This window comes from Bacteroides hominis (genome assembly GCF_033042785.2).
Classification (GTDB): Bacteria; Bacteroidota; Bacteroidia; order Bacteroidales; family Bacteroidaceae; genus Bacteroides; species Bacteroides hominis.
Genome location: NZ_CP178829.1, coordinates 2,722,128 through 2,739,894, shown reverse-complemented (window position 1 = coordinate 2,739,894; position 17,767 = coordinate 2,722,128). Strand labels below are relative to the sequence as shown.

At 45.9% G+C, this 17,767-nt stretch carries 18 protein-coding genes; 4 read left to right on the top strand and 14 right to left on the bottom strand.

Translation table 11 applies throughout. From position 1 onward, the window contains the following. The first annotated feature begins 22 nt into the window (after positions 1 to 22). Together R3O62_RS11490 and R3O62_RS11485 are read left to right on the top strand one after the other, a co-directional pair. Positions 23 to 922: a BT1926 family outer membrane beta-barrel protein gene (locus tag R3O62_RS11490; RefSeq protein WP_188521173.1), complete on the top strand. Its 900-nt coding sequence runs from the start codon at positions 23 to 25 to the stop codon at positions 920 to 922. An 88-nt stretch (positions 923 to 1,010) separates the two neighbouring features. Further along, positions 1,011 to 1,589: a DUF4369 domain-containing protein gene (locus R3O62_RS11485; RefSeq protein ID WP_032536892.1), complete on the top strand. Its 579-nt coding sequence runs from the start codon at positions 1,011 to 1,013 to the stop codon at positions 1,587 to 1,589. Positions 1,590 to 1,919: 330 nt separating this feature from the next. Here the strand turns inward: R3O62_RS11485 and R3O62_RS11480 are convergent, their stop codons facing one another. From R3O62_RS11480 to R3O62_RS11470, 3 genes are all read right to left on the bottom strand, one after another. After that, a complete protein-coding gene (locus tag R3O62_RS11480) occupies positions 1,920 to 3,665 on the bottom strand; it encodes a phospho-sugar mutase (protein ID WP_317472675.1) in 1,746 nt (581 codons plus the stop codon). A 106-nt stretch (positions 3,666 to 3,771) separates the two neighbouring features. After that, entirely contained in the window at positions 3,772 to 5,409 is a 1,638-nt protein-coding gene (locus R3O62_RS11475; protein WP_032530190.1) for a C69 family dipeptidase, read from the bottom strand. A gap of 70 nt (positions 5,410 to 5,479) precedes the next feature. Further along, on the bottom strand, positions 5,480 to 7,132 hold the full coding sequence (locus tag R3O62_RS11470) for a M23 family metallopeptidase (protein ID WP_032530189.1): 1,653 nt from the start codon (positions 7,130 to 7,132) through the stop codon (positions 5,480 to 5,482). 751 nt (positions 7,133 to 7,883) lie between these two features. Between R3O62_RS11470 and ald the strand changes: the two genes are divergently transcribed. Continuing rightward, entirely contained in the window at positions 7,884 to 8,993 is a 1,110-nt protein-coding gene (ald, locus tag R3O62_RS11465) for an alanine dehydrogenase (RefSeq protein WP_317472676.1), read from the top strand. A gap of 96 nt (positions 8,994 to 9,089) precedes the next feature. Here the strand turns inward: ald and R3O62_RS11460 are convergent, their stop codons facing one another. The 7 genes from R3O62_RS11460 to R3O62_RS11430 all read right to left on the bottom strand — a co-directional run bounded on the left by R3O62_RS11460 (position 9,090) and on the right by R3O62_RS11430 (position 14,492). Then, the gene (locus R3O62_RS11460; RefSeq protein ID WP_032530194.1) at positions 9,090 to 10,034 is read right to left on the bottom strand and encodes an NAD(P)H-dependent flavin oxidoreductase; all 945 of its coding nucleotides are present in this window, start codon (positions 10,032 to 10,034) and stop codon (positions 9,090 to 9,092) included. A gap of 58 nt (positions 10,035 to 10,092) precedes the next feature. Beyond that, positions 10,093 to 10,797, bottom strand: coding sequence for a DUF4858 domain-containing protein (locus R3O62_RS11455; RefSeq protein ID WP_005776237.1), 705 nt, complete (start codon positions 10,795 to 10,797; stop codon positions 10,093 to 10,095). Positions 10,798 to 10,948: 151 nt separating this feature from the next. Next, a complete protein-coding gene (locus R3O62_RS11450; RefSeq protein WP_005819122.1) occupies positions 10,949 to 11,461 on the bottom strand; it encodes a DUF4943 family protein in 513 nt (170 codons plus the stop codon). A gap of 36 nt (positions 11,462 to 11,497) precedes the next feature. Next, a complete protein-coding gene (locus R3O62_RS11445) occupies positions 11,498 to 12,538 on the bottom strand; it encodes an outer membrane beta-barrel protein (protein WP_220391211.1) in 1,041 nt (346 codons plus the stop codon). Further along, positions 12,522 to 13,073, bottom strand: a complete 552-nt coding sequence (locus R3O62_RS11440) for an RNA polymerase sigma factor (RefSeq protein ID WP_005809497.1) — start codon at positions 13,071 to 13,073, stop codon at positions 12,522 to 12,524. The genes R3O62_RS11445 and R3O62_RS11440 overlap by 17 nt, the downstream gene beginning before the upstream one ends. 194 nt (positions 13,074 to 13,267) lie before the next feature. Further along, positions 13,268 to 14,107, bottom strand: coding sequence for a carboxylating nicotinate-nucleotide diphosphorylase (nadC, locus tag R3O62_RS11435; RefSeq protein ID WP_005809499.1), 840 nt, complete (start codon positions 14,105 to 14,107; stop codon positions 13,268 to 13,270). Then, positions 14,100 to 14,492, bottom strand: coding sequence for a DUF4783 domain-containing protein (locus tag R3O62_RS11430; protein ID WP_005776230.1), 393 nt, complete (start codon positions 14,490 to 14,492; stop codon positions 14,100 to 14,102). Before R3O62_RS11430 ends, nadC begins: the two co-directional genes overlap by 8 nt. Positions 14,493 to 14,588: 96 nt before the next feature. On the opposite strand from R3O62_RS11430, the gene rlmH reads away from it, so the two are divergent. Beyond that, positions 14,589 to 15,062 (top strand): 23S rRNA (pseudouridine(1915)-N(3))-methyltransferase RlmH, encoded by a 474-nt coding sequence (gene rlmH / locus R3O62_RS11425; protein ID WP_005776229.1) that lies wholly within the window; start codon positions 14,589 to 14,591, stop codon positions 15,060 to 15,062. A 9-nt stretch (positions 15,063 to 15,071) separates the two neighbouring features. On the opposite strand, the gene queF is transcribed toward rlmH, so the two are convergent. From queF to R3O62_RS11405, 4 genes are all read right to left on the bottom strand, one after another. Continuing rightward, the gene (queF, locus tag R3O62_RS11420; protein ID WP_317472677.1) at positions 15,072 to 15,527 is read right to left on the bottom strand and encodes a preQ(1) synthase; all 456 of its coding nucleotides are present in this window, start codon (positions 15,525 to 15,527) and stop codon (positions 15,072 to 15,074) included. A 14-nt stretch (positions 15,528 to 15,541) separates the two neighbouring features. Further along, positions 15,542 to 16,201 carry a 7-cyano-7-deazaguanine synthase QueC gene (queC, locus tag R3O62_RS11415; protein ID WP_317472746.1) on the bottom strand — a complete coding sequence of 220 codons (660 nt, stop codon included), beginning with the start codon at positions 16,199 to 16,201 and terminating at the stop codon, positions 15,542 to 15,544. A gap of 40 nt (positions 16,202 to 16,241) precedes the next feature. Beyond that, positions 16,242 to 16,922 (bottom strand): queuosine precursor transporter, encoded by a 681-nt coding sequence (locus tag R3O62_RS11410; protein WP_005776226.1) that lies wholly within the window; start codon positions 16,920 to 16,922, stop codon positions 16,242 to 16,244. Positions 16,923 to 17,202: 280 nt separating this feature from the next. Beyond that, a complete protein-coding gene (locus tag R3O62_RS11405) occupies positions 17,203 to 17,706 on the bottom strand; it encodes an RNA polymerase sigma factor (RefSeq protein WP_005809512.1) in 504 nt (167 codons plus the stop codon). Positions 17,707 to 17,767 lie beyond the last annotated feature (61 nt).

Below are 17,767 nucleotides of genomic sequence, written 5' to 3'. Positions count from 1 at the left end.
ATAAAAACTAAAGGAAAAAAGTATGATTAAAAAACTATGCATAATCCTTCTGACTGCATGTACTGTTGCGCCACTTATGGCGCAACAACGCAGCAGCAGTGACGATGCGTCGTTTGCCCCGGAAAAAGGTAACTGGCAGATATCCGTCGCATTAGGCAATTCACAGCAATTCGCCGATGGTATGGAATACTTGTTACCGAAATACTGGAACGGGACCGGAAACGCGCCGGGCATTGGCTTGGGCGATGATACAGGCAACAAGTCTGAAGATCCGGGCATGTATCTGAATCTGGGAAGTTGGAATAATAATAGCTTGGTCAACATCATCGGTTTGCAGGGAAAATATTTCCTGACCGATCGTTGGGACGTTAATCTGATGTTCAGCATGAACATTGGAGTCACCCCGAAAAAGGATTTCATTGAAGGCGACAATAGTGTGTCCGATATGCAAATCCCCGCTTCCAAATATGTAGAAGGACGGGTGAAAAACAACTGGATGGTAAACATTGGTTCAAACTATTATTTCAATACGAAAAACGAACGTATCAATCTTTATGTGGGTGGCCTTGTAGGCTGGCAAATGGGACGAATCGAAACGATGTCTCCCAACACGGGTGAAACTGTAAGCGACGGTGATGCAATAACTGACGATGACGATTTGAATGACGCAGAAACACTGCCTTTACAAGTATATATCCCTTCGACCAAAACCGGACAAATATTCGGATTACGTGCGGCAGCGGTAGCCGGCATCGAATACAGCCTGGGTAAAGGACTGGTTTTCGGATTTGAACTGCAACCGGTAGCCTATCGCTACGACATGATTCAGATTTGTCCGAAAGGGGTAGCCACTTACAAAGTGGGACATCATAACATAAACTTGTTTGCACAACCCAATTTGAAATTAGGATTTAGATTTTAAATAAGTCCAGATATTACGAAAAAATCACCCCGTCCTACCTTCGGGTATGTATGGGGTGATTTTTTACTTAACGAACATCACAACCAAGATGAAAAGAATAACAGCAGGAGGAATCATACTGGGAACCATCTTTCTGGCAGCATGCAACCATGCCCGACAGAACGGTAGCTATTATGTCAGCGGCATAGTAACCAACCCTCAAATGGAAGGCAGAACAATCTATTTGCAGGATGCTATCCACAGCACAACCCGATATGACAGTACACAAGTGATTGACTGTCGGTTTGCATTTGAGGGAAAAATCAATTCTCCCCAAGTCAGGGAACTATTTATTCAGGAAAATGACAGTGACCGCTTTCCTGTTACTCTCCCTATCGTTGTCGAAGCGGGAAAAATCAGCACGCAAATAGGAGACGTAGTCCAAGTGGAAGGGACCGCACTCAACACAGAGATGATGCAATTTCTTCTTGCCATCGATCAGTTCAGGGAACACGACTTCTCCGGAAAAAGTGTCCATGAAATAAAAGAAAGCTTTACCGGGCTATTGATGGAACAGATTATAAAACATGCCAGCAGTCCCATCGGAAAGTATATCTATGCGGCATACGGAAACAAGTTAAGCACAGGGCAAAGAGCTATCGCAAAAAAAAATCTGGGCATTAACTAAAAACCATACATCCGGGAAATACAGACGTGAGTTTCACCTAGTTCTCCGTCTGCCCGGATCTTTTAGTGTTGTGAGGGTGTGTCGAAACTCACCACAGAGGACACAGAGTAACATAGAGCAATTTTTAAGTTATTGATTATCAACATTCTTATTCTGTGATAATCTGTGTAATCTGTGGTAAAAAGAGTTTTGACACAGCCCCTTTAAAAGAATAATCCCAAAAGAAATGCCCCATCCAATTCAGGACAGGGCATTTCGATAATACTATAATACTATGGACACATTTATATTACCCAAAGTATCTGTTAAAAGAGTGCTTAAAGAAGTTCCTTAAATACCCAACGATTTCTTCACAGCCTCCACTTTTTCAGTAGCTTCTGCATCGGCAGTGGCAAAGCAGTTGCGGCATCCCATCTGGCCTTTCACTTCGATGTAGAATTTGATCTTCGGTTCCGTTCCTGACGGACGAACAGACACTTTACCACCATCTGCGGTGAAATATTGCAGCACATTCGATGGTTCCGGCATATCGATGTCACTTACATGACCTTCTGCATCTGTCTGCTTCAGAGTTTTATAGTCTTTTGACAGAATCACTTTCGAGCCACCCAACTCTTTCGGAGGATTAGCACGGAAGTTTTCCATCATGGCTTTAATCTCTTCGGCACCGCTCTTACCCGGTTTCACTACGTTTACAGTAAATTCTTTAGAGAATCCATATTCAACGTAAATGTCCATCAGCAACTGATACAGAGTCTTTCCATTGTCTTTAGCCCAAGCAGCCACTTCGGCAATCAGGCAGCAAGCAGAAACAGCATCTTTGTCACGAACAAAGTCTTCGGCCAGAAAACCGTAGCTCTCTTCACCACCACCGATGTATTTCTTCTTACCCTCACGTAAACGAATTTCACGGGCGATCCATTTAAAGCCGGTATAACAGTCGAGCATCTCAATTTGATTTTTGTCGGCAATCTTCTTGATCAGTTCGGTAGTAACAATGGTCTTCACACAGAATTCATTACCGGTCATCTTACCCAGTTTATTGTATTGAGTGATGATATAATACAGATACATCAGGCAAGTCTGGTTACCGTTGATCAATACCCATTCACCCTTATCGTCCTTGCAAGCGATACCTACACGATCGGCATCCGGATCGGAAGCCATTACAAGGTCGGCATCGATTTCTTTAGCCAGATTGAGAGCCATTGTCAGGGCATCCGCATTCTCCGGATTCGGCGAAACAACCGTCGGAAAGTTACCATCCTTAATCATCTGCTCGGGAACAGTGTATACATTTTCAAATCCCCACATCTTCAGTGCACGGGGAATCAGCATCATACCCGTACCATGAATCGGAGTGTAGACAATCTTCATATCTTTATGACGAGCAATAGCTTCAGGATCGATAGAAACGGTTTTCACCCTATCCAGGTATATTTTATCGACATCTTCCCCGATAATCTGAATCAGATCCGGATTACCCTGGAACTTAATGTCGGCAGCAGAGGCAATCTTGTTCACTTCGTCAATAATACCTTTATCGTGCGGAGCCAATACCTGTGCACCATCATCCCAGTAAGCTTTATAGCCGTTATATTCTTTCGGGTTGTGTGAAGCAGTCAGAATGATACCGCTCTGGCAACCAAGGTGACGGATGGCAAAAGACATCTCCGGAGTAGGACGCATCTCCTCGAACAGATATACTTTAATGCCATTGGCAGAGAAAATATCCGCAGAAATCTTAGCGAACAGAGAACTATTGTTACGGCAATCGTATCCTACCACAACAGAAATCTGTTTCAGATTCTTAAAGTTTGCGTTCAGATAGTTAGAAAGTCCCTGAGTTGCGGCTCCAACAGTATAAATATTCATACGGTTGGTACCTACTCCCATGATACCACGGAGTCCGCCCGTGCCAAATTCAAGGTCTTTGTAAAAGGCTTCAATCAATTCTGTCTTATCTTCGTTCTCCAACATGCGTTTCACTTCAGCCTGAGTTTCGGCATCATACGCCGGGGTCAGCCACTTCTCGGCTTTCTCAGTCACCTGTTTGATTAGTTCTTCATTCCCCATGGTTATATCTATTTTTAGAGATTAATAATTATTCTATTCAAAATACAAATGTAAAAGAATAAGTTTGAAATTCCTATCTTTTAGCGAGAAAACTCTCCGGAAGCGTTTATTCAGTCACTTTATAACGTTCGCCGGTTTGCTTCACATATTCCTCAAGGAATTCTTTTGAATAGCCCGGACGTACCACACCGGCGGGTTGGCCGATAGCGTTGCGCTCGAACTTACCGTCCTTCATCTTGCGGATGACACCGTCATTATACTTCACAATGATAAATTCTCCCAGACGTTTCCAGGTGTCGAAAGTGCTTTGCGCCGTCATGTTGGTATAATTGGTCAGAAGCGCCACAGCTGCTTCCGGATTTTTCTCGTACAGTTTAACGGCAGCAGACTCAATCCCCTCCTGCGCCTCGTTGAAGGTGGTTTCAAGTTCATTCTGTGTGGAACGTACATCACCGATCATCAAATCGTAACGGGGATATACCATATTAGCCACCCAGTTGAAAATCCAGAAAGCAGAATTCCATGAGAAAGTGATGTAATCGGCACCATCCACACGGGTATAGCATACCGGAACTTTGGTAGTACAGCAATATACGGGAGTGAAAACGGTCATGTTGGCATCATCCGTACCGAACCAGAGTACACCGCCTACTGCATCAGGCAGATTGGCACGCATCTGGGCCACAAAAACGAACCCACTCTGCTGTGTAGAAATAGGACGTTCGTTGAAGTATTCCTGATCGCCCACTTTAAAAGTCAGCGGAGAGAGGCGGTAAGGTGTTTTATAAGGTCCGGCACCAAAGTCATTGCTGATATCAAGAGCAGTTCCTTCATAATGGTCACGCATGGCATTCTTTACGTCCTGAACTGAAAGTTTGCGTTTCGGTTTCACGAACAAAGGCATCGGTTCGTTGGTCTTTCCCTGGATATAAGGCAGATAAGCCTCACCCTGATCGGTAAACATATTGAAATAGCTCCATACACGGGCCTCGCAAAAACGGCGGGCACCGAAATCAAGCGGCGCATAAGCATCGGCAAAACTGAAATCTTTATTCACTCCGTTGAAATATCCTTTTTCACGGGCAAAGGAAATGACATCGTTGGAGTACATACAGTTTGCCTTGTCATTCATATCAAACTGATGGATACGAGACTGGTTGGCATGTGCCGAGATGCAGTCATCGGGCACACGAACAGCTACCCAGACGGCTCCCCGTATGCCGGGCCCTTTCCCTATCATTTCCATAATCCATATTTCATTAGGATCGGCAATGGTAAATGACTCACCACTGCTATAATATCCATATTCCTGAACCAGCTCAGTCATCACCTTAATGGCTTCACGGGCAGTGCGCGAACGTTGCAGTCCTACGTAAATCAAACTTCCGTAATCGATAATGCCCAGTGTATCTACCAATTCAGGACGGCCGCCAAAGGTAGTTTCACCAATGGTTACCTGAAACTCGTTCATATTGCCGATCACATTATAAGTCTGACGCGCCTGCTCAATCTGTCCCAGATATTTTCCGGTATCCCATTCATGGATATCCATCATCGTACCCTTGGGATAGGTAGCTGCGGGATAATGATATAACTCGCCAAAGAGTCCGTACGAGTCAGCCGAATAGGAAACAATGGTCGAACCGTCGGTAGAAGCATTCTTACCGACAATTAAGTTAGTACAGGCGAAGGTTTCCGCCACTGCCGCAGTCAAGAGAGCGGCAAAGAGAAAGATTCTTTTCATATAATAAATTATTAATACAATATCTTATTCTGTTTTACCCGGATAATCTCCGGTTATTTGGTTTTGAAAGCTACCAGACGAAGGTTTCACGAACCGTTGTCTCGTTCCCGCAATCGTCCGTAGCGGTCATCTCTACCGTATGGCGTCCACCTTTCTTTACATATTCAGGATCGAGTTTACACTCCCAATACGATTTTGTCAGGTTAGGACGTCCGAACAGAGCGAATTTTCCATCAATCGTGCCACGATAAGACCGGATGCCGGTTTCTTTGTCCTTCAGCCGATAAACAATTTTCCCATTACGTCCCCAGACATTCTTGCCCACCGGAATAATTTCGGGAGGCACTGTATCTACTCCTACCGTATAAGTGCCCAATTCACGGATACGGGTTTTCATAAATCCACCCTCGTAAGTTCCTCCGGCACTATACATACCACCTTTGGGAGTAACACGAGCCACGTAATATTTCGTTGTATCGGCAACCGGCTGATGACGAAGCCCGATACGCAACTCACAGCCACCGTGCAACGGCACTTTCTCATCATTGAGCTGATAGGTGTAAGCAATTGCCCCGCTGTCGGAACGTACTTCATAATTGAGAGCCACATTGTCGTATAACATCCCCCGGGGGACGGTAAGGGTCAAACCGGGTTCTTGCAAAAAGTTCGTTTTGTCCCAGGCAAAGAAGTACTTCTCCCGATGTTCAGACGGCTTTATCGGCTGTTTTTTTCCACGCACCGTAAAGTGATAACGGGAAGTGTTGCCAAAAGCGTCTTTCAATTCATATTCGAACTTGTAATCCCGTTCTTCATTGATGGTCACCAATCCACGGTTATCATTCGAAGCCCGGAGCATACGCAGCGTATTGCCCGGATCAATAAATGATTTCATATATTGCCCGTAGGTCCAGGAGTTTATCATCCGGTTCTCATCCGGAGCAAAGCGATCGACCACACTGCGAAACACTTCCGTTCCATCTACCTTGAGCACAACGGTATGCACACCGTAACGATTGTGAACACCGTCCATGTAATCATAAGCCTTGATACCCGATCCGATCACTCCCCATGCCTCGATGGGACGCGTCCCATTGGGTTGGAAGGTTTGCCGCTCCGAACTGCCTTGCACGATTCCGGTTCCCGGCTGTGGAAACAACATAACGCCCTCAGCCCGGGGAGCAGTGGTATCTTTTATTTTTGATTTGAAAAAAGGCATCGGATCGACAGATTCACCGGTAGCGGTTTCCAGCAAGTCCAGATGCAGGTGCGGTCCGAATGAATAACCCGTATTACCGCTCCAGGCTATCTGTTGTCCCGCCTTTACCGGATATTCCCCCGGTTCGGGAACAATCTCTACTTCCCAATCTTCTTTTTCGTATTGAAGCTTCTTCACTCTTCGGGCAATGTCCGGCATAAATCCGCTCAAGTGCCGGTTAATAGTTGTATAACCGTTATTATATACCACATCGAGTACATGTCCCGAACCATTGGTGACACGAATACGTGAGATGTATCCGTCGGCCAGCGCGCGCACCGGTTTACCGACAACTCCCTGAGTCTTAAAGTCAAGACCGCCATGAAAATGATTGGCACGAATTTCTCCGAAATTACCGCTCAGAGTCAGTGTAAAGTCAAATGGAGGAACAAAAGCAGCCTGCTTCACATCTTGTGAATGTCCCTGAATGCTGCAGGCAAGCATCAGAGCAACTATATACTGTTTCATGTAGTTTGCTTAAAAATGGAATCTTTGCAAAAATACATTATTCCTGCCATATCAGAAAACAGAAAGATGGATTTTATTCCTGCCTGCCACGGCTCTTTCATACCGCGCCTTCCTCTCATACAAAAAATACGTTTCGATCTTCCATCTTCCACCTTTTAGAATGCATATCGTTGATTGTAAGATGTATAGATTGGTGGAAGATGCGGTTTTTATGCCATTTATCTTCCACCCCCATCTTCCATCTTCCACCCGCTGTTTTAGGGGGCATTTTAGTAGTAACTATTTGGAAAACAAATGGATATATCCAATTTATTATCCGTTCATCTCTCTAAAAGCATTTCATTTCCCTTACTCTCTTTAGTGCAAATGGTCGGATCTTTATCTCAGCCCGGGCATGCGGGCTCATCGGCCCGGGCATGCGGGCTCATCGGCCCAGGTATGCGGGCTCATCAGCCCGGGTATGCGGGCTGGGATAAAGAGTTGTATGACAATGGTTAATCTACTACACTTCTCCGGTAATAGCCAGCCGGATTCTTTCTTAAAAAAGAAACAACGAAGCACTGCTTCCGCATCGCTGTGTGCGAATGGAAGGTTTTGCGGGGGGGGGACAAGGGAGGAAGGCGGTTGTTAAATGAAAGAGCCGTGCCTGCACCTCTACTATCATTCTGCTGTAAAACATCCGTATAAGGATAACAACATAAGCAGAATTTTCTTACATTGTGCCATGTTTAACCCTTAATAGAGTAACGTTATGATTATCGGAGTACCTAAGGAGATTAAGAACAACGAGAACCGGGTGGGCATGACGCCCTCGGGAGTTGCCGAATTAGTGAAACGCGGACATACTGTATACATACAGCACACCGCAGGAGAGAACAGTAGTTTTCCGGACGAGGCATATATAGCCGCAGGAGCGCAGATCCTGCCCACTATGGAAGAGACGTATGCCGCAGCCCAGATGATAGTGAAAGTGAAAGAACCTATCGCACCGGAATACAAGCTGATCCGCAAGGGACAGTTGCTGTTCACTTACTTCCATTTTGCCTCCGATAAAGAACTGACTCTTGCCATGATAGAAAACGGCTCGGTTTGCCTTGCTTACGAAACGGTAGAAAAAGCTGACCATTCTTTACCCTTATTGATTCCTATGAGTGAGGTAGCCGGACGCATGGCTATACAGGAAGGCGCCCGTTTCCTGGAAAAGCCGCAAGGTGGAAAAGGTATTCTGCTGGGAGGTGTACCGGGTGTGAAGCCTGCCAAAGTATTAATTCTCGGCGGAGGCATCGTAGGCAGCAATGCAGCCCAGATGGCAGCCGGCCTGGGAGCAGATGTCACAATTGCGGATATCAACCTGGCCCGTCTTCGTTATTTGAGTGAAACACTGCCCAAAAATGTAAAAACCTTATATGCTTCGGAACTGAGGCTGAAGAAAGAGTTGCCGGACGTAGACCTTGTAATAGGCTCGGTCTTGATTCCGGGAGACAAGGCTCCGCACCTGATCACCCGCAGTATGCTGAAGATGCTGCAACCGGGTACAGTATTAGTGGATGTAGCTATCGACCAGGGAGGATGTTTCGAAACTTCGCACCCCACTACCCATAGTGAGCCGACGTATGTGGTTGATGGAATCGTACATTATGCCGTAGCCAATATTCCGGGAGCAGTGCCTTACACTTCTACATTGGCACTGACCAATGCCACTCTGCCTTATGTAACAGCACTGGCAGGAAAGGGGTGGAAACAGGCATGCAAAGAAGATCCGGCACTGGCTTTGGGATTGAATGTGGTAGAAGGGAAAGTGGTATATAAAGCAATAGCTGAGGTATTCGGGCTTAAATACGAGCAATTGAATTTAGAATAACAAGTAATACCACGGAGTAACACAGTTTCACGGAGCAGAATCATAAAAAGAAGAACTCCGTAAGACTCTGTGTTACCCTGTGGTGGAATGATCCGTTTATAACAAAAAAGAAGATACCTTGTCCGAAGCTCTGCGGTATCCCTCCAACAATTCTTTCATTACCTCGTCCACACTTTGCCTGCGGCGGAACAGAGCAGCCACCTGCCCTATCTCAAGCTCTCCTTCTTCCAGATCACCTTCGAAGATGCCTTTCTTGGCGCGTCCTCTGCCCAAAAGTTCACGGAGTTCTTCGGCAGAAGCTCCCCGCGCCTCAGCCACTTCCACCTTATCACGGAACGAATTGGTCACAAGACGGGTAGGCGCCAGTTTCTTCAGCAATAATTTGGTATCGCCTTCGTTCAACCGCAAACAATATTCCTTGAAAATATCACTTGCCGAACTTTCATCCGTCAAAGCAAAACGAGTACCTATCTGAACTCCTTCGGCCCCTAATGCCATCGTGGCAAAGATGGCCTCACCGGTACCAATCCCTCCGGCCGCAATCAAAGGTAAAGTAGTGGCTTCACGTACTGCAGGAATCAGACAAAGCGTCGTTGTCTCCTCCCGGCCATTATGCCCGCCGGCTTCAAAACCCTCAGCTACCACGGCATCGACTCCCGCCTCTTCGCATTTCATGGCAAACTTAGAAGAAGAAACGACATGTGCCACCGTGATGTCACGCTCTTTCAGCCAGCCGGTCCATGTCTTCGGGTTTCCGGCAGAGGTAAATACGATTTTAACCCCTTCTTCCACAATGATATTCATGATCTCCTCTATCTGGGGATACATCAAAGGAATATTTACCCCAAAAGGTCTATCTGTGGCTGCACGGCATTTACGAATATGTTCACGCAAAATATCGGGATACATCGAGCCGGAGCCTATCAACCCCAAACCACCCGCATTACTGACAGCCGAAGCAAGCCTCCAGCCACTACACCACACCATACCGCCCTGAATAATGGGATACTGAATACCGAAAAGAGAAGAAATTCTGTTCATAGTCATATCGTTTTTGAAAAAAGAAGGCAAGAATCCCCCTATTTATCTTTTAACAAATTCAATGTATAATCGGTTCAGGAAGCAACACCGTTGTCGAATCACCATACGCTTTCAGAACTTCCAGTGTACGCGCCCTCCGTTCACGTCCTTTTTTGTCCCAGAAATCTTTTGTGAAAATAGTCATCAGGTCAAGACCTCCGATAGTGCCTCCACTCACAGTTACTCCACTTTTGCCAAGCTTCATGGCAGAGGTATGCACCATGCTCTGCGTAGTCACCATCCTGCCATTGGCACGTTCGCCAAACAGATTATGCCGCAACCCACTGGAACGGATTTCCTCGTATGAACTGCGGATACCTTTATCGTATACATTTTTAGCCCAGTTGGAAGGAACGGTCTCATAAAACTCGACAAACGGATCTCCCCGCCACGTATCGGCATCCACCTGTATCTTTTTTTGGTAAATAGGGTCCCAGTTATATTTGGTATTGGCCGTATAAGGCCGGAGAGTCAACACAATTTTCTTTCTATCAAGCACTTGTGGAAGCGTCTCGTCCAATTTCAGACCGGGCTTCTCCTTCGACATTTTGGGAGCACCCGGCAAGCTGTTGAAATCAATCTGTTTCACAGCATCCATATTCAGCTTGATATCCTCTTGGCCGTTCAGGATGCGTTGCAGATTCAATGAATCCTTCGCAGTCCATTGGGCACGGGCTATCAGGACCATCGGACATAACCATATAAACAATATCAAACGCTTCATTCTTCTACACTTATTTAATAAGATGAAAGTACCTACTTCGCATGCTCCTGTCTTTGAATTCCTTTACGTGGCTGTTCATCGGGCATAAAGGATCACTGCCGCCCCTGAAGACAGCACCAGAAAGTCGATACGTTTCATCTGATTTAGTTTTTTACCACCAACGGTATCCACTCCCGCAAAGGGGCTCGTCAAAGCATGCGTCAATGGTCCATGCCGTACGAGGATACTGCCTGTTTTCCCACCAGCGACGATACCGGGCAGCAGCATCAAGTAACTCTTCATCGGTCAAGAAATAGATGCCCTCGTAGTTCTCGGCATTGGCTCTCACCATTTTGCAGCCAAACGACGCATAATGCCCTAACCGAATGGTTTCTACGATCCACAACATGCACTCGCCCAACCGGACCTTACCGCTATAGTAAGCAGATACCGGCGGAAGCGGAAAAGAAGCAACCTGAGTCAGGTCTTCCGCATAATTCAGCAATGCCGGAATATCCTTCTCCGTAAATTTAGGCACTTCTACAAAGCCCTTCGGGCTCTTGGTATTATAGTTCCCCGCTTTGAGTTGCCTTACGAAAAGGTCTACATCCGGGTTATTGTAATCTAATGTCTCTTCGCTGCAACTTACACAAGTAAGCAATGATAAAACAACCGTGAGCAGCATAAAAAATGTTTTTTTCATAACGTCCGTACTAAATGGTTAATAGGTCATGCGCAGACCGCAAATCAGGTTAAAATTCGTAGGCCGTGCCGAACGTACTGTTTCCAGCTTGGAGTCTGTCTTGAAATGGTGCGACACTCCCGGTTCGGCAAATAAAGCCAGTTTATCATTAATTTTATAGTTCACTCCCACTCCTGCGGTAAGGGCCAGTTGCACAGGCTCCTGTTTGAAGCTGTTATCGGGTGCTCCCGCTATGCACTTATCCGCAACTCCACCTACAGAAGCATATATATCCAACTTCGGCATTTCCGCAAGTGTCACGTTCAGTTTTACGGGAATTCCCAGATAATGCAAGTTCTGTCCGGCACGCAAACTGGAATATAATAAACCGGTTTCTACGGCTAAATGTTTATTTATTTTTTTCTCTACCGTCAGACCGACCGTAACAGGCATCTTATATTTACCATCTCCGGCAGGCAATGCGGTACCGACTGCCGCCTTTACAGCCCATGTCCGGGCTTTAGCGGTCATAGCCATATAATCGGAAGACGGGGATTCATCAGCAGAATTTGCCAAGGTCTGTCCATCTCCACTGGCCTGCCAATAGTTTTTATCCGGATGATTATTTTGTCCTCTGCGTGTAGTCGTTGCAGAGAAGCTGAATGACATGGAAACCGTAACCGAAACCGAATCATCATCTTCGTCCTGATATTGGGCCAGAGTACCGAAACGCTTAGGCGTCGGTTTACTCAAAACAGGCTCGGAATGTACGGGAGTGAAATCCTGTTTCACCACGTCACCATCCAGGTGAGTCGCATTTCCACTGACAACCGCTACCTGGGTAAAGGCTTCTTCTATCTCCTCTTTCGGAGAGAAGAACCAAAAAGCAGCCGATGAAGCAGCCAGTACCAGCAGTACGGAAGCGGCTGCCGCTACGCGGAAGAAAAACACCTTCCGACGATGGCAACGCACCATCACCTCAGAATTCAGTTCTTCCCAGAAACCATCCCGCACAGTCATCTCGGCGTTGCCGAGACGGGAACGGAACAGATCGGTTATTTCATCATTTTCTCTCTTCATGATTTCTATATTCTTTAATCCTTTTTGCCAATAAAAACTTTGCACGGTGCAACTGCGAAGTGGATGAATGCTCCTTGATACCCAACATTTCGGCTATCTCTTTGTGAGACTTTTCCTCAAACACGTAAAGGTTAAAAACCGTCCGGCAGCCATCGGGCAAGTCTGCGACAAACTTCATCAACTGTTCTTCGGATATCGGTCCTGCCTCCCCTCCTTCCGGAAGATCGGGAATATCAGGAAGCTGATCCTCGTGTATCACCAACTGACTGATCCGTTTTTGCCTTCGCAGGTAATCCAGTGCCTGAGTCACCATCACCCGGGTCACCCACGTTCCGAGCGAAGACTCACCACGAAACGAAAAGTTGGTGAATATTTTGATGAAACCGTCATGCAGTACATCGTGCGCCGCTTCCATATCGCCCGTATAGCGGAAACATACCGCCAACAATTGCCTCGAGTATAGGGTGTAAAGTTCCTTACGGGCCGAATCCTTTCCTGCCCGACAGCCCTTTATCAGTTCTATCTCGTTTTCCAATGTCAATTGTCTTTTTAAAATCGAACGTATGTCTGCGTCGTTTGTCTATTAGACGCAAGGATGCAACGAATGCTGCAAACAATAGTGCAAAAAGAAGTTAAAGAAACAATAAACGATGAATAGGCCTTTGCATCAATGCGTAGCCTGTTCATCGTTTATCGCTTAAGAACGTTTATCGCCGACCGTTCAAAATGTCAGCATGCCTTGAAACTCATATCGAGTCCCTTTACCGAATGGGTAAGGGCACCTACCGAAATAAAGTCTACACCACACTCGGCATAGTCACGGAGTGTATCGAACGTGATACCACCGGACGATTCGGTCTCATATTTTCCGCCGATCATCTCGACAGCTATCTTTGTATTTTCGGGAGTGAAGTTATCGAACATGATGCGGTCTACCCCACCGATATTCAACACCTGCTGAAGTTCGTCAAAATTGCGCACTTCGATTTCAATCTTGAGATCTTTTCCTTTTTCCTTGCAATATTCTTTAGCGCGGTTGATGGCCTTATCAATGCCACCGGCAAAGTCCACGTGATTATCTTTCAGAAGAATCATATCGAAAAGTCCGATACGGTGGTTGACACCCCCGCCAATCTTTACCGCCGCTTTCTCAAGCATACGGAGTCCCGGAGTAGTCTTACGGGTATCCAACACACGTGTTTTGGTGCCTTCCAGCTGCTTCACGTATTTGCGTGTCATAGTGGCAATGCCGCTCATACGCTGCATCACGTTCAGCATCAGACGTTCTGTCTGAAGCAGAGACTGAATTTTACCTTCCACAACCATTGCCACATCACCCGGCTTCACTTCGGCACCGTCGTTGATAAACACCTCAACCTTCATAGTCGGATCGAAACGGTGAAATATTTCTTTGGCAATTTCGATACCGGCCAATACACCGGCTTCTTTAATCAAAAGTTTCGATTTTCCCATTGCAGTGGCGGGAATACAGGAAAGTGTTGTGTGGTCGCCATCACCTATGTCTTCGGCAAAGGCCAGATCAATCAGTCTGTCTATTAACTCATTCATTGGTTTTATCTATTCTTATTTGATTTATAAAATATTTGTTCTGTACCCTGCGGAAAAAACAGTTCACCCGGAAATTGCCGTTAGCAGTGGTCAGGGTACCGATAATAAAACTCGACTCCTCTCGCTTACCTTCGTGATTTACATTAAAACCACTCACCTTGTTGCTATTAAAGAAAGAAGCAAGTGTCCCTTCAGCAGTCTGTTTGTCGACGCTTGTCGAGCGATTCTGAATTACCAGATCCACCTTCTCTCCCAAATACTTGTTCAGCTCTTGGGAGTTTCCTTTCTTAAACGCCACGACCACGCCCACCGGTATGTCCTGTGCGAAGAGCGAAGTTACAGCGAATACGAGTCCGGCCATCCATAAAAGTACCCGTTTTTTCATAATCACAAGTATTATCGATACGCAAAGGTAAGTATTTAATGCTAAAAACAACATTTTTTTCTTATTTTTGTGCAATAAACAAGAGTTTGCACTTGAATGAAAACAACCCTTATCGTCGTAGGACGGACTGTAGAGCAGCATTATATCACTGCAATTAACGATTACATAGAGCGTACTAAACACTTCATTTCTTTCGATATGGAGGTGATTCCCGAATTGAAAAACACGAAAAGCCTCACCCCGGAACAACAAAAGGAGAAGGAAGGCGAACTGATAGGCAAAGCCCTCCAACCGGGAGACGTGGTAGTGTTGCTGGACGAGCACGGAAAAGAGATGCGTTCGGTGGAATTTGCACGCTGGATGGAGAAGAAACTGGTAAACGTCAACAAACGCCTGGTATTCATCATAGGAGGACCTTACGGATTTTCACAAAAGGTATATGATGCGGCACACGAAAAGATATCCATGTCGAAAATGACTTTTTCGCACCAGATGATCCGCCTGATCTTTGTAGAACAGATGTATAGGGCCATGACCATACTGAACGGCGGGCCCTATCACCATGAATAGGGTTATCCCCTATTCATGATTCATCAACCGCCGGGCAGCCATCTCTTCATATTGCGTTCCGGGGCGACCATAGTTGGCATACGGATAAATCGAAATACCGCCGCGGGGTGTAAAGATACCGGTCACTTCAATATATTTGGGATCCATCAAACGGATCAGGTCTTTCATTATGATATTCACGCAATCTTCATGAAAAGCACCGTGATTGCGGAAGCTAAACAGATATAGCTTAAGGCTCTTGCTCTCCACCATCTTCACATCGGGCAGGTAACTGATACGTATTTCGGCAAAATCCGGTTGTCCCGTTATGGGGCACAAGCTGGTAAACTCCGGACAATTGAAACGTACCCAATAATCGTTCTCAGGATGCTTGTTATCGAAGGATTCCAATACTTCGGGAGCATAATCCTGCTTATATTCGGTCTTTCTTCCCAGTAAAGAAAGCTGGTCTTTCAGTTCAGTCATAATCTATTAATCATTTAACGGTTTCTTTTACTTAAATACTCTTCCAGCCCCTGTTTCCGCAATTTGCATGCCGGGCAGTGTCCGCACCCGTCGGCAGGAATCCCGTTGTAACAGGTCAGCGTCTCGTTCCGTACAAGATCGAATACGCCGAGTTCGTCCGCCAATGCCCAGGTTTCGGCTTTATCGATCCACATCAACGGTGTATGGATAACAAACTGTTCGTCCATCGCCAGATTCAGAGTGACATTCAACGACTTGATAAACGAGTCGCGGCAATCGGGATAACCACTATAATCGGTCTGCGAAACTCCGGTAACCAAGTGGAAAGCTCCCTGTTCACGGGCAAAGACAGCGGCAATACTCAGAAAAAACAGGTTACGTCCCGGAACAAAGGTGTTCGGGAACGAATCTTCCGGCTTGTCTTCGTCCATCGAGATGCTGGTATCCGTCAACGAATTGCTTCCAAGGCTCCCGATAAAAGAGGTGTCCATCACATGAAACTCCACTCCTGCCCTTTCGGCTATTCCCCGGGCCAGTTCTACCTCGTGTGCATGTTTCTGTCCGTACAGGAAACTAAGCGCATATACTTTGCTGAAATGTTTCTTCGCCCAGAAGAAACACGTTGTAGAGTCCTGTCCGCCACTGAACAGAACTACTGCTGAATCATTTTTCATCATTTATTTTCTTGAAAAAAGTGTTTTTAAGTTCTCCTTATTATATATCCTTTACCTTAAGTACATTATAGGAGATGTCGGTATCATAAACATCGCTCCCGTCAATTCTCTTAACGGCTTTCACGACACGGATGGTGATCGGAAGGATAATCACTTCGTAAAGGGACTTCAGCACAATCTGAGTGCCCATCATCACCAACAACTCGGGCCAGGCAATCAGTCCGCCGAATGCGATGGGAAAGAAGATCAGTGAATCGGCCGTTTCTCCCACTACCGTAGACCAGATGGCACGGGCAGAAAAATTACGTCCGCCACTGGCCACTTTCATTTTACTCATGACATAGGCATTGAGAAACGAACCGACCAGAAAGGCCAACAGACTGGCTACAACAATGCGGGGAGCCATGCCGAACACAAAATCAAAATGCTGTTCGCCTTCCCAGAAAGGTGCTGCGGGCAACGCCACGGCAATCAGCCCGAGGCCTACCACAAAGAAGTTCATGGCAAATCCGCTCCAAATAATCAGACGGGCCTTTTTAAATCCCCATACTTCGGCTATACAGTCATTGATAATATAGGATATGGGAAACACCAGCAATCCGGCAGTAACAGTGATACTGCCAACCTGAATCACTTTGGTTTCGAGAAGGTTTGCTGCAATCAGGCAGACGTTGAACAGAATGCCGAGCAACATGAAGGGTATAGATACTTTTTCTTTCATAATTCCTGTTTTTTACGTGGTGTTCTAGAATACACGACCGCTATTCACGGCATCATACGTTTACGGGCAGCAAAGGTAGCAATTCTTTTTTAATCGACAAAATAACAATATATGTAACGGGGCATTACATATATTGTTATCGCGATAACATATAATGTAATGCCCCGTCCGGGTACAACATAACAAACACTTAACACACTATTCTTTTTACTCTTGTCACAGAGTTGCAAAAGCCCATTCATACTTCCGGAAAATCCGGCATCGATCTTAATAAGCGCTCTTACGAGAAGTCTTTCAAATCCTGCTGTAATCTTTTGCGGATCAGGAACAGACGGCTCTTGATAGTCCCTACCGGCAAATCCATCTTCTCAGCTATCTCACGATACTTGAATCCGGCAACAAACATCAGGAAAGGCTTCTTCAACTCTTCGGGAACGGCATTAATCACCTTATAGAGTTCCTTCAGATCGTAAATTGTTTCAAAGCGGTTGCCGTCCTCACCTTCCGTCATGGTTTGCGCATAGAGATTATAGGTGGAATCGGTCATATCCACTTCACGTAACGACTTACGGTAATTATTGATAAAGATATTGCGCATGATGGTATACATCCATCCCTTGAAATTCTGGGTATGCACAAATTTTTCTTTGTTGTCCAATGCCTTCAACAGACAATCCTGTACCAGATCATTGGCCGACTCCCGGTCAGCAGTCAGTTTATAGGCAAAATGTTCCAGTTCGGGCTGCATAGCCACTATCTTATGGGTAATATTCATCTTTTCCATTGCTCTTCTTTCTTTCTGATTATCGAATATGCAAAGATTCGCATTTTAAACGGTCTGTCCT

Coding starts and splice junctions, on each gene's coding strand:
- queF (WP_317472677.1), bottom strand. CDS start 15,527: ATGACTGAACTGAAAGACCAGCTTTCTTTACTGGGAAGAAAGACCGAA.
- R3O62_RS11480 (WP_317472675.1), bottom strand. CDS start 3,665: ATGGGGAATGAAGAACTAATCAAACAGGTGACTGAGAAAGCCGAGAAG.
- R3O62_RS11410 (WP_005776226.1), bottom strand. CDS start 16,922: ATGAAAGAAAAAGTATCTATACCCTTCATGTTGCTCGGCATTCTGTTC.
- R3O62_RS11460 (WP_032530194.1), bottom strand. CDS start 10,034: ATGAACAGAATTTCTTCTCTTTTCGGTATTCAGTATCCCATTATTCAG.
- rlmH (WP_005776229.1), top strand. CDS start 14,589: ATGAAAACAACCCTTATCGTCGTAGGACGGACTGTAGAGCAGCATTAT.
- R3O62_RS11430 (WP_005776230.1), bottom strand. CDS start 14,492: ATGAAAAAACGGGTACTTTTATGGATGGCCGGACTCGTATTCGCTGTA.
- R3O62_RS11405 (WP_005809512.1), bottom strand. CDS start 17,706: ATGGAAAAGATGAATATTACCCATAAGATAGTGGCTATGCAGCCCGAA.
- R3O62_RS11470 (WP_032530189.1), bottom strand. CDS start 7,132: ATGAAACAGTATATAGTTGCTCTGATGCTTGCCTGCAGCATTCAGGGA.
- R3O62_RS11485 (WP_032536892.1), top strand. CDS start 1,011: ATGAAAAGAATAACAGCAGGAGGAATCATACTGGGAACCATCTTTCTG.
- R3O62_RS11475 (WP_032530190.1), bottom strand. CDS start 5,409: ATGAAAAGAATCTTTCTCTTTGCCGCTCTCTTGACTGCGGCAGTGGCG.
- ald (WP_317472676.1), top strand. CDS start 7,884: ATGATTATCGGAGTACCTAAGGAGATTAAGAACAACGAGAACCGGGTG.
- R3O62_RS11455 (WP_005776237.1), bottom strand. CDS start 10,797: ATGAAGCGTTTGATATTGTTTATATGGTTATGTCCGATGGTCCTGATA.
- queC (WP_317472746.1), bottom strand. CDS start 16,201: ATGAAAAATGATTCAGCAGTAGTTCTGTTCAGTGGCGGACAGGACTCT.
- nadC (WP_005809499.1), bottom strand. CDS start 14,107: ATGAATGAGTTAATAGACAGACTGATTGATCTGGCCTTTGCCGAAGAC.
- R3O62_RS11445 (WP_220391211.1), bottom strand. CDS start 12,538: ATGAAGAGAGAAAATGATGAAATAACCGATCTGTTCCGTTCCCGTCTC.
- R3O62_RS11450 (WP_005819122.1), bottom strand. CDS start 11,461: ATGCTGCTCACGGTTGTTTTATCATTGCTTACTTGTGTAAGTTGCAGC.
- R3O62_RS11490 (WP_188521173.1), top strand. CDS start 23: ATGATTAAAAAACTATGCATAATCCTTCTGACTGCATGTACTGTTGCG.